A 9,976-nucleotide genomic window follows, 5' to 3' on the forward strand; every position below is an offset into this window, starting at 1 on the left:
TCATCGAGCACCGCCATGAAAACCTCGTTTCTTGCAGTCAGTCTCGCCGTTGCCAGCGCCGTGGGCGCCGTTGCCCCCGCCGCGGCCCAGGACGCCTATCCCAGCCGCCCCTTGACGCTGGTCGTGCCGTTTCCGCCGGGAGGCGCCACGGATGTGCTGGGCCGCGTGGTGGCGCAGAAGCTGGGCCAGGAGCTGGGCCGCACCGTCGTGGTGGAAAACCGCGCCGGCGCGGGCACGGTGATCGGCGCCAGCTTCGTGGCCAAGGCGGCGCCGGACGGCTATACGCTGCTGGTCAGCTCGGGCACCACGTTCACCGTGAATCCGGCGATCCAGAGCAATCTGCCCTATGACCCGGTCAAGAGCTTCGAGCCGATCGGCATTGTCGGGCGCACGGGCCTGGCGCTGCTGGCCAATCCCAAGGTGCCGGTCAAGGACCTGAAGGAGTTCGTGGCCTACGCGAACGACCCCGCGAACAACCAGCCGCCATACGGCTCTTTCGGCACCGGCACCACCGCGCATTTCGTGGGCGAGGCCTTCATGGCCGCCGCGAAGCTCAAGATGACGCACGTGCCCTACAAGGGCAGCTCGCCCGCGATGACCGACCTGATCGGCGGCCAGATCCCGTTCTCGGTGGATACGGTGGCCGCCGCGCTGCCGCAGAGCAAGCAGGGCAAAGTGCGCGTGCTGGCGGTTTCCAGCCCAAAACGGTCGGCCTTCCTGCCCGACGTGCCGACTTTCGCGGAACAGGGCTACCCGTCGATCACGATGGATACGTGGCTGATGGTGGCCGCGCCGCGCGGCCTGCCGGCCAACGTGAAGACGCGGCTGGAGCAGGCGCTCAAGGCCACCGTGGAATCGCCCGAGGTGAAGCAGAGCCTGGAGGCCCAGGGCTTCGAGGCCGCCTTCGCCAGCGCGGCCGAGGGCGAGGCGCTGATCCAGCAGGAACTGCCCGTGATGCGCGACGTCGCAAAGCGCGCCAACATCAAGATCGATTGAAGGAGACCGACGATGGCATTGGACGACACCCTGGTATCCCTGACGGCCGTTGAACTGCGGCGCATGATCGGCGCGCGGCAGCTTTCCCCGGTGGAGCTGCTGGAGGCCTGCATTGCGCGCGTCCAGGCGGTCAATCCGTACATCAACGCCGTCACCGCCACGGCGTATGAGCGGGCCAGGGCGGAGGCGCGCGCCGCCGAGCGCGCGGTGATGGCGGGCGAACCGCTGGGCCTGCTGCATGGCCTGCCGATGGGGGTGAAGGACCTGGAACCCACGGCCGGCGTGCTGACCACCTACGGCTCGCCCTTGTATCGCGGCTACGTGCCCGAAGAAGACGTCGAGCTGGTGGCGCGCCTGCGCCGCGCCGGCGCCATCGTCGCCGCCAAGACCAACGTGCCCGAGATGGGCGCGGGGGCCAATTCGCGCAACACGGTATGGGGCGCGACGGGAAATCCCTTCAACCCCAACCTGAATGCCGGCGGCTCGTCGGGCGGTTCCGCCGCCGCGCTCGCCAGTGACATGTTTCCCGTGTGCACCGGTTCCGATACGGGCGGCTCGCTGCGCATTCCCGCCGCCAAATGCGGCGTCGTGGGCTTCCGGCCATCGCCCGGCGTCGTCCCCAGCGTCCGCAAGCCGCTGGGCTGGACGCCGATTTCGGTGGTCGGACCGATGGGCCGCACGGTGGCGGACGCCTGCCTGCAGATGGCCGCCTCGGCCGGCCCGCACGCCGGCGATCCGCTCAGCTATCCGCTGGACCCGCTGCAGTTCCTGAATCCCGGCGTGGCGGACCTGGGGTCGCTGCGCGTGGCCTACACCGAAGATTTCGGCGCATGCGACGTGGACGACGGCATCCGCGCCGCGTTCCGGGAAAAGATCGCGGCCATGCGGCATCTGTTCGCCGCCTGCGACGAGATCGAACTGGACGTGGGCGAGGCCCATCGCTGCTTCGATGTGCTGCGCGCGGAGGCCTTCGTGGCGGGCATGCGCGATGCCTACGAGAAGGATCCGTCCAGCCTCGGCCCCAACACCCGCGCCAACTTCGAGATGGGCGCGGCAATGAGCCTGAAGGACTGCGCCTGGGCGCAGGCCGAGCAGACGCGCCTGATCAAGCGCTTCCAGCGCGCCTACGACGATTACGACCTCATTCTTTCGCCCACCACGCCGGTCTCGCCGTTCCCGTGGACCCAGCTGTATGCGGACAAGATCAACGGCGTCGCCCAGGAGAACTACTACCGCTGGCTGGCGCTGACCTACGTCGTCACCTTGACGACGCACCCCGCGCTGACGCTGCCTTGCGGACGCGACGCCCAGGGCATGCCCTTCGGCCTGCAGATGGTGGGGCGCTTTCGCGGCGACCGCGAGGTGCTGGCGGCAGCGCAGGCGATGGAGCAGGCCTTTGCCGGCATCGAATCCCTGCGGCGCCCGCGCCCGGACCTGGCCAACCTGCGCGCGGCCGAACCGTCGCTGACGTCGATCGTGACGACGCCGCCGCTACTGGACGGCGGCGGGCAGGCGGGGGCGGTGTCGGCGGTGTAGCAGGACAAGGCTTAGGACCAAAGCAGGGGCCGCGCAATGCGGCCCTTTTGTCGTTACCGACTGCGTCCTAGTCCTTTTTCTAGGGTAATTCCTGACTAAAAGCTGATTGTCAGCCCTTTGTCAGGCAGGTTTAATCACTCCAAAGTTGCGCATCAGACGCATCAGGGCGCATCGCCCGGACCCGGGATGCCCGCAGCAGGCGTTTCCATCCCGCGCCCACGCTTTTCCCTCCCGCGCCCAAGCAGGAGTAGTAACTACACGCTGGTCCATGTAGTCCACCCCAGGAGACAACAAGCCATGCAACACGTTACAAAGCCCCGCCGCAAGTTCATCTCCGGCGCCGCCGTCGCGGGCGCCGCGGCGCTTGGATTCCCCGCTGTCACCCGCGCGCAGAACGCGCCCATCTCATTCCGGTTCCAGAGCACCTGGCCCGCCAATGACATCTTCCACGAATTCGCCCGCGACTACGCCAACAAGGTCAACGAGATGGCCGGCGGCCAGTTGAAGATCGAAGTGCTGCCCGCCGGCGCGGTGGTCAAGGCGTTCGATCTGCTGGACGCGGTATCGGCCGGCACGCTGGACGGCGGCCACGGCGTGGTGGCCTATTGGTACGGGAAGAACACGGCCGTGGCGCTGTGGGGATCGGGCCCGTCGTTCGGCATGGACGCCAACATGCTGCTGGCCTGGCACGAGTACGGCGGCGGCAAGGAACTGCTGGTCGAGATCCAGAAGGCCATGGGCGTGAACGTGCAGTCCCTGATGTACGGGCCGATGCCGACGCAGCCGTTCGGCTGGTTCAAGCGGCCGGTCACCAAGGTCGAGGACGTCAAGGGCGTGAAGTTCCGCACGGTGGGACTGGCCATCGACATGTACACCGCGATGGGCGCTGCGGTGAACGCGTTGCCCGGTGGCGAAATCGTGCCGGCCCTGGACCGCGGCCTGCTGGACGGCGCGGAATTCAACAACGCGTCGTCGGACCTGGCGCTGGGCTTCCAGGACGTGTCCAAGATCTGCATGTTGCAGAGCTTTCACCAGAGCGCGGAGCAGTTCGAGGTGCTGTTCAACAAGGCCAAGTACGACGCCTTGCCCGACAACCTGAAGCACATACTGAGCTATGCGGCCCAGGCGTCCAGCGCGGACATGTCCTGGAAGGCGGCGAACCGTTATTCGCAGGACTACATCAAGCTGCAGAAGGACCACAACGTCAAGTTCTACAAGACGCCCGACGCCATCCTGCAGCAGCAGCTGAAGATCTGGGACGAGATGATCGCCAAGCGGTCGGCAGAGAACCCGCTGTTCAAGAAGGTGCTGGATTCGCAGCGGGCGTTCGCGGAGCGGGTGGGGCGCTGGCACGGCGATACGACGGTCAACTACCGCATGGCCTACAACCACTACTTCTCGCGCAGCACCAAGCAGGCCTGACGCGCACTTTTGCAGTATCCGCGCGCCGCACCGCCGGCGCGCGGCGCTTCGCTATGCGCAAGGGCCTCCGATGATCCGAATCGTACGCTTCATAGACCGCATCTCCACCTTTGTCGGCAAGACCTTCGCCTGGTTGATCGTGGTGCTGACGCTGCATGTGTGCTGGGAGGTCGCGGCACGCTACATCCTGAACCAGCCCAGCGCCTGGGCGTTCGACCTGCAGATGATGTACTACGGCATCCTGTTCATGATGGCCGGCGCGTACACCCTGGCCAAGAACGGGCACGTGCGCGGGGACATCCTGTACGGCTTCCTGCCGCCGCGCGTGCAGGCCGGACTGGACCTGCTGCTGTTCATCGTCTTCTTCTTTCCCGGGGTGATCGCGCTGGTGTGGGCCGGCTGGTACTACGCCGGCTATTCCATCGCCATCCGCGAGCATTCCTCGCTGATGGCCAATGGGCCGCCGATCTATCCGTTCAAGGCCTTCATTCCCGCCGCCGGCGCGGTCCTGCTGCTGCAGGGCGTGGCCGAGGTGATGCGCTGCATCCTCTGCCTGAAGCAGGGCGTGTGGCCGTCGCGCGAAGAGGACGTCGAGGAAGTGGACGTCGACAAGCTCAAGGAGATGGTGCACGTGAAGGATGAAGACATCGCCAAGCTTGACCGCTACGTCAATTCCGGGAGCCAGCGATGAAAATCCACAAGGCATTGTGGTTCGGCCTGTCGTGCATTGCGCTGGTGCTGTTGATGATCGCGTTCCTGACGCCGTGGGACCACCTGACCACGGGGCACATCGGGCTGCTGATGCTGGCGCTGATCGTCGTGGCGATCATGCTGGGCTTTCCGACGGCATTCACGCTGATGGGCATGGGCGTGCTGTTCACGTTCCTGGCGTACTACATGCAAAGCTCGGACCCGGGGCGTTCGCTGGGGCAGACGCTGGACCTGATGGTGCAGCGCACGTACGCCACGATGACGAACGATTCGCTGATCTCGATTCCGCTGTTCGTGTTCATGGGCTACCTGGTCGAGCGCGCCAACCTCATCGAAAAGCTGTTCAGGTCCATGCACCTGGCGCTGGCGCGCCTGCCGGGCGCCCTGGCGGTGGCCACGCTGGCGACCTGCGCGATCTTCGCGACCGCCACGGGGATCGTCGGCGCGGTGGTGACGCTGATGGGCCTTTTGGCGATGCCGGCCATGCTGAAGGCGGGCTACAGCGTGCGGCTGACGGCCGGCTCCATCACGGCCGGCGGCTGCCTGGGCATCCTGCTGCCGCCGTCGGTGATGCTGATCGTGTACGGCGCCACCACCGGCGTGTCGGTGGTGCAGCTGTACGCGGGCGCGCTGTTTCCCGGCATCATGCTGGCCATCCTGTACATGCTCTACGTGATCATCGTGGCCAAGGTGCGCCCGGACATGGCGCCGCCGCTGGCGAAGGAAGAGCGGGGCGTGCCCCTGTCGCCCGAGTCCGCGGCGCTGGCGACGGGCCGCTATACCCGCGCGGTGTCGGGCATGCTGGCCGCCATGTTCAAGGGCAGACGCAACAGCGTGGTGTCGTTCGGCTACCTGACGCGCAACATGGCCATGGCGCTGACGCCGCTGGTGGTGACCCTGCTGATGCTGGCGGTGGTGCATCATGCGCTGACGCGGCCGGCCGTGGAGTACGAGATTCCCGCCGAGCTTCAGCTGGGCTCCGGCGGATTCGATTCGGGGTTGAGCGAGCCGCCCGCCGACGGACTGGCGGAACCGCCTTCGAACGAGCTGGCTGAGCCGCCTTCGAATGAGCTGGCCGAGCCGCCGTCCAGCGATCCCGCCCCGGCTTCCGGCCTGAGCGAGCCGCCGGGGACGCCCGCGGCGCAACCTCCCGCAGCGCCCGCGGCGCAGCCGCAGGAGGCGCCGGCGGCGGCCAAGGACAGCATTGCGGCGCCCACCGGCTTCTGGATCTTCGCGGCCGTCTGCGCGGTGATGCTGGCGGTGTTCTACGCGGCGCTGACCTGGGCGCGCCTGGAAATCTTCAAGATGCTGATGGCGTCGTTCTTCCCGCTTGCGGTGATGATCGCCGCGGTGCTGGGGTCGATCGGCTTCGGGTTGGCCACGCCCAGCGAGGCCGCGGCCATGGGCGCCATGGGCGGCGCGCTGCTGGCGCTGGCCTACCGGCGGCTGAACCTGCCGGTGCTGCGCGAATCGGTATTCCTGACGGCCAAGACCAGCGCCATGGTGTGCTGGCTGTTCGTGGGGTCGTCGATTTTCTCGGCGGCGTTCGCGCTCCTGGGCGGGCAGCGCATCATCGAGGAATGGGTGCTGTCGCTGGGCCTGACGCAGATCCAGTTCCTGCTGCTGGCGCAGATCATCATCTTCCTGCTGGGCTGGCCGCTGGAATGGACCGAGATCATCGTGATCTTCATGCCGATCTTCGTGCCGCTGCTCAATACCTTCGGCATCGATCCGCTGTTTTTCGGGCTGCTGGTGGCCCTGAACCTGCAGACGGCCTTCCTGTCGCCGCCGGTGGCGATGTCGGCCTTCTACTTAAAGGGCGTGTCGCCGCCGCACGTGACCCTGAACCAGATCTTCCTGGGCATGATGCCGTTCATGGGGATCCAGGTCGTCGCGATCTTCCTGCTGTACGTGTTCCCGGGCATCGGGATGTGGCTGCCGACGGTGCTGTACCGCTAGAAGAGGCGCCCCGGCCCGCGGCCGGGGCGGGCGCTTATTGGTTCGCCGCCGACGACAGCGTCACCTGGCCGAATGTCATCCACACGTGCGCGGTGTCCGAGGCCTGCGCGCGATACGTGCCGCTGGCTTCGCCCAGGCGCATCGCCACCGCGGTGAACTCCCAGGCCAGGGCGTCGTCGCAGGCGACCTTGCGCGTGGTGTAGGCCTGCAGCCCGTGCGCGCGGCCGAAGGCCAGGGCCAGTTGCGCGTGCTCCGACAGTTCGGCCGGCACGGAAGGGTGGTCCCAGCCCCACAGGAAGCTGCCGTCCTCGCTGTTGGACGTGCCCACGATCTGCAACGGCGCGCTGGCCACGATGCCGCCGGGCAGCTGAAACACGATGAGGCCGCTGTCCATGTCCACCGACCATTGCTCGGCGTCGTCCAGGTGCCAGGCGGCGCAATGCGCGGTCGTGGCCGCCTGCATGCCTTCCATGCTCTGGGCAATGAAGGCCTTGACGTCGAAGGGCGTGGAAGTGTCGGACATGCTGGTCGGTTCCATGAGTTGGGAAGGGTCAGAATGATAGGCCAGTTTGGGTCTGGGGGCGCGGCAGCGCGTAGACCTCGGTGTCGCGTCCGTAGTGGCGTTCGGTCCCGATGCGAGTGAAGCCCAGTTTTGTCAGGACCCGCATGGAAGCCATATTGCCGGGCCAGACCACCGCAACCAATTCCGGTATTTCCAGGGTCCGCCATGCATAGTCGCAAAGCTGCGCGCCGGCTTGCGTGGCGCAACCCAGGCCCCAGGCGTGGCGGGACAGGCGGTAGGCAAGCTGGATGCGGCCGGTGGCCTCAAGCGGCGTCAGGCTGACCCAGCCCACCGCTTCTCCATCGGCTTCGATGGCCCAGTGGCCGATATCCGTCGCCGGTTCATCCAGCCAGGAAAGGAGTTCCTGCCGACGCGCCTCGTCGGCGGCCTTTACGCCGGTGCTGAAGCGCATGACCGCGGGATCGGATTCCATGGCAAGCATCATGGGCACATCGGCCTTGCGCAGACGGCGCAGGATCACGCGAGGGATGGACATGGGCAATGGGTTATCCGGTGTGGGCCGGCTTCGATCATACCGGCTCCGTATCCTGCCTTGCGCCAAAGTGATTTGGCGCCATACTATATGGTCATGAATCAAATATTCAGACCTTGAATTTTCCAAGCCGAAATATGCTCGAACCCAAACACCACGCCCTGCTGGACGAGGCCGCCCGTCGCGGGCTGCCGTCTTCGGAAGGTATCCGCCTGTGCTTCCAGGTGCTGGCCCTGGCGGGCGCCATCGACCGGGACTGCGCCGCGCGGCTGGCGCCCAGGCAGTTGTCGGAAGGCAAGTTCGTGCTGCTGTTCCTGCTGCACGGCCAGCCGGACGGGTTGCCGCCCCATGAACTGGCCGAACGGGCCGGCGTGACGCGCGCGACGATCACGGGGCTGGTGGACGGGCTGGAGCGGGATGGCTACGTGCTGCGCCAAAGCGGCCAGGCGGACCGCCGCAAGATTGCGGTGATGCTGACCGCCAAGGGCAAGACGGCGGCGGCGCGGCTGTTCAAGGAGCACACGGCGTGGATCGGCTCGCTCTTCGCGGGCCTGAGCGGGGCGGAACAGCGGCAGCTGGGCGACCTGTTGGCAAAGGTGTGGCGCGCCACGGACGCGGGGCGCCAGGCATTGCAGGGGGAATGACGATGCGCAAGACGAATGGCAAGGACCCGGCGCCGGTCGCAAAGCCCGCGGGCCGCGGCGTGAAGGACATCGCCCCCACGCGCCTGGCGCAGTTGAACGCCGGGGAGCCCGCGGCGACATTGACGGAATGCCTGGCGGTGGATTTCGCGGCGTTGATGCGCGCGGCCGCGCCGCAGGTGGGCGCGCAAGGCCTGGCGCTGATGCAGGCGCAGGCCGGCGCGGGCATCTCCCGGCGCATGGCGCTCGCGGCCCGCATCCTGCTGGATGGCCCGGGGCCGCAGGCGCTGGCCGCGATGCGGGCCCATGCGTCGGACACGGTGCGCGGGTGGGCCTGCTTCATGGTGGGCGCGCTGCCGGGGGTGTCGGTCGCGCAGCGCCTGGACTTGATCCGCCCCTTGGCCGACGACCCGCATTTCGGCGTGCGGGAATGGGCGTGGCTTGCCGTGCGGCCGCATTTGGCCGCCGACCTTGAAACCGCAGTGAAGCGCCTGCGGCCGTGGACGAAGGAGCCGTCCGAACGGTTGCGGCGTTTTGCAAGCGAATCGCTGCGCCCGCGCGGCGTCTGGTGCGCGCACATTGGGGCGCTGAAGGCGGATCCCGCGATCGCGCTGCCGCTGCTCGATCCGCTGCGGGCCGATCCTGCTGCCTACGTGCAGGATTCCGTCGCCAACTGGCTCAACGACGCCAGCAAGGACCAGCCGGATTGGGTGCGGCAAGTGTGCGCGCGATGGTTGGCGGGCAATCCGGCCGCGGCGACCGAACGCATCTGCAAACGCGCCCTGCGCTCGATCGGCGCGTAGCCGGCCGGGCAGGTCAATAAGTCAGGGGCGCGCCCGTGACGACCTCGTACAGGAACCGGTCCAGCGTTTCGGTCTGCCCGTCGGGCCGGTCGAAGTAGGGCGCCTTTTCCAGCTCGGCCAGCGTGGATTCCAGGTAGGCGTGGATCAGCGGGAACCGCGGTCCGTGCTCGGCTTCGCCGGCCTCCATCTTGATGGCCAGCAGTTGGTTGATCTCGTCGCGCAAGGCGCCGTCGGTGACCATGGCGTCGGCCAGGTCGGCAAAGCGCATGGGCGGAACGCCGCGCCCGCTGTCGATCCATTGCGCAGCCAGGACCGGCCGCAGCACGTACAGGTATTTCTTCAGCCGCACGGTGTCGCCCTGCAGCGACTCGCGGAAGTTGCGTCCCGCCATCGACACGTAGTGCCAGCGGCCCTTGGTGCTGGAGAAATACGCGCTGCGAAAGTGCCGCAGCCAGGCGCTGGTGGCCTCATCCTGGCGGTAGATGATGGGCGAATCCAGCCACTCGAACAGCGTGGGGTTCGACCCGCGCAAAAGCTGCAGCGACTTGCGCAGTTCCCAGCCCGAGACGTCCAGTTCGTCGTCGATGGGCAGTTCGATCACATCGCGCTGCGGGGCGACGCGCAGGTACCAGTCCAGCTTGTGCACGTACAGGAAGCGCACGTCGTAATCGCTGTCGGGCGAGGCGAAGCCCCAGCCGCGGCTGCCGGATTCGCAGGCGAGCAGCACGCGCACGTCGTGGCGCTGCTCGATGTCTTGCAGGGTGGCCATGACGCGTTCGCGCACGGCGGGATCGATGGGATGGGCATGCAGGATGGCGGTCATGCCCGAATCCTATCACCGCCGCGCCGCCGC

The 9,976-nt window shown here is 67.3% G+C and carries 10 protein-coding genes; 7 read left to right on the forward strand and 3 right to left on the reverse strand.

Annotated elements, in window-relative coordinates; translation table 11 throughout:
• The first annotated feature begins 15 nt into the window (after nt 1-15).
• The 5 genes from ABE485_RS05145 to ABE485_RS05165 all read left to right on the forward strand — a co-directional run bounded on the left by ABE485_RS05145 (nt 16) and on the right by ABE485_RS05165 (nt 6,624).
• Nucleotides 16-996, forward strand: coding sequence for a Bug family tripartite tricarboxylate transporter substrate binding protein (locus ABE485_RS05145; protein WP_346513936.1), 981 nt, complete (start codon nt 16-18; stop codon nt 994-996).
• Nucleotides 997-1,008: 12 nt separating this feature from the next.
• Nucleotides 1,009-2,532 carry an amidase gene (locus ABE485_RS05150; protein WP_346513938.1) on the forward strand — a complete coding sequence of 508 codons (1,524 nt, stop codon included), beginning with the start codon at nt 1,009-1,011 and terminating at the stop codon, nt 2,530-2,532.
• A 297-nt stretch (nt 2,533-2,829) separates the two neighbouring features.
• Entirely contained in the window at nt 2,830-3,954 is a 1,125-nt protein-coding gene (locus ABE485_RS05155; RefSeq protein ID WP_346513940.1) for a TRAP transporter substrate-binding protein, read from the forward strand.
• Between the two features lie 70 nt (nt 3,955-4,024).
• Complete coding sequence (locus ABE485_RS05160) at nt 4,025-4,645, forward strand: TRAP transporter small permease subunit (RefSeq protein ID WP_346513942.1); 621 nt, start codon at nt 4,025-4,027, stop codon at nt 4,643-4,645.
• Nucleotides 4,642-6,624, forward strand: coding sequence for a TRAP transporter large permease (locus ABE485_RS05165; protein WP_346513944.1), 1,983 nt, complete (start codon nt 4,642-4,644; stop codon nt 6,622-6,624). The genes ABE485_RS05160 and ABE485_RS05165 overlap by 4 nt, the downstream gene beginning before the upstream one ends.
• Nucleotides 6,625-6,658: 34 nt before the next feature.
• Here the strand turns inward: ABE485_RS05165 and ABE485_RS05170 are convergent, their stop codons facing one another.
• A complete protein-coding gene (locus ABE485_RS05170; protein WP_346513946.1) occupies nt 6,659-7,147 on the reverse strand; it encodes a DUF6882 domain-containing protein in 489 nt (162 codons plus the stop codon).
• 28 nt (nt 7,148-7,175) lie between these two features.
• Entirely contained in the window at nt 7,176-7,682 is a 507-nt protein-coding gene (locus ABE485_RS05175; protein ID WP_346513948.1) for a GNAT family N-acetyltransferase, read from the reverse strand.
• 134 nt (nt 7,683-7,816) lie between these two features.
• Here ABE485_RS05175 and ABE485_RS05180 point away from each other — a divergent pair, with 134 nt between their 5' ends.
• Both ABE485_RS05180 and ABE485_RS05185 read left to right on the forward strand, forming a co-directional pair.
• Nucleotides 7,817-8,323 carry a MarR family winged helix-turn-helix transcriptional regulator gene (locus tag ABE485_RS05180; RefSeq protein ID WP_346513950.1) on the forward strand — a complete coding sequence of 169 codons (507 nt, stop codon included), beginning with the start codon at nt 7,817-7,819 and terminating at the stop codon, nt 8,321-8,323.
• Nucleotides 8,320-9,123, forward strand: coding sequence for a DNA alkylation repair protein (locus ABE485_RS05185; RefSeq protein ID WP_430795391.1), 804 nt, complete (start codon nt 8,320-8,322; stop codon nt 9,121-9,123). Before ABE485_RS05180 ends, ABE485_RS05185 begins: the two co-directional genes overlap by 4 nt.
• Nucleotides 9,124-9,136: 13 nt before the next feature.
• On the opposite strand, the gene ABE485_RS05190 is transcribed toward ABE485_RS05185, so the two are convergent.
• Nucleotides 9,137-9,946 (reverse strand): nucleotidyltransferase domain-containing protein, encoded by an 810-nt coding sequence (locus ABE485_RS05190; protein ID WP_346513953.1) that lies wholly within the window; start codon nt 9,944-9,946, stop codon nt 9,137-9,139.
• Nucleotides 9,947-9,976: the final 30 nt, after the last annotated feature.

The sequence above is a fragment of the Achromobacter spanius genome (assembly GCF_039673305.1).
Taxonomy (GTDB): Bacteria; Pseudomonadota; Gammaproteobacteria; order Burkholderiales; family Burkholderiaceae_B; genus Achromobacter; species Achromobacter spanius_F.

Bases quoted from the DNA above. Each gene is read 5' to 3' on its own strand.
- ABE485_RS05180 (WP_346513950.1), top strand. From the start codon at position 7,817: ATGCTCGAACCCAAACACCACGCCCTGCTGGACGAGGCCGCCCGTCGC.
- ABE485_RS05190 (WP_346513953.1), bottom strand. From the start codon at position 9,946: ATGACCGCCATCCTGCATGCCCATCCCATCGATCCCGCCGTGCGCGAA.
- ABE485_RS05175 (WP_346513948.1), bottom strand. From the start codon at position 7,682: ATGTCCATCCCTCGCGTGATCCTGCGCCGTCTGCGCAAGGCCGATGTG.
- ABE485_RS05145 (WP_346513936.1), top strand. From the start codon at position 16: ATGAAAACCTCGTTTCTTGCAGTCAGTCTCGCCGTTGCCAGCGCCGTG.
- ABE485_RS05160 (WP_346513942.1), top strand. From the start codon at position 4,025: ATGATCCGAATCGTACGCTTCATAGACCGCATCTCCACCTTTGTCGGC.
- ABE485_RS05185 (WP_430795391.1), top strand. From the start codon at position 8,320: ATGACGATGCGCAAGACGAATGGCAAGGACCCGGCGCCGGTCGCAAAG.
- ABE485_RS05155 (WP_346513940.1), top strand. From the start codon at position 2,830: ATGCAACACGTTACAAAGCCCCGCCGCAAGTTCATCTCCGGCGCCGCC.
- ABE485_RS05150 (WP_346513938.1), top strand. From the start codon at position 1,009: ATGGCATTGGACGACACCCTGGTATCCCTGACGGCCGTTGAACTGCGG.
- ABE485_RS05170 (WP_346513946.1), bottom strand. From the start codon at position 7,147: ATGTCCGACACTTCCACGCCCTTCGACGTCAAGGCCTTCATTGCCCAG.
- ABE485_RS05165 (WP_346513944.1), top strand. From the start codon at position 4,642: ATGAAAATCCACAAGGCATTGTGGTTCGGCCTGTCGTGCATTGCGCTG.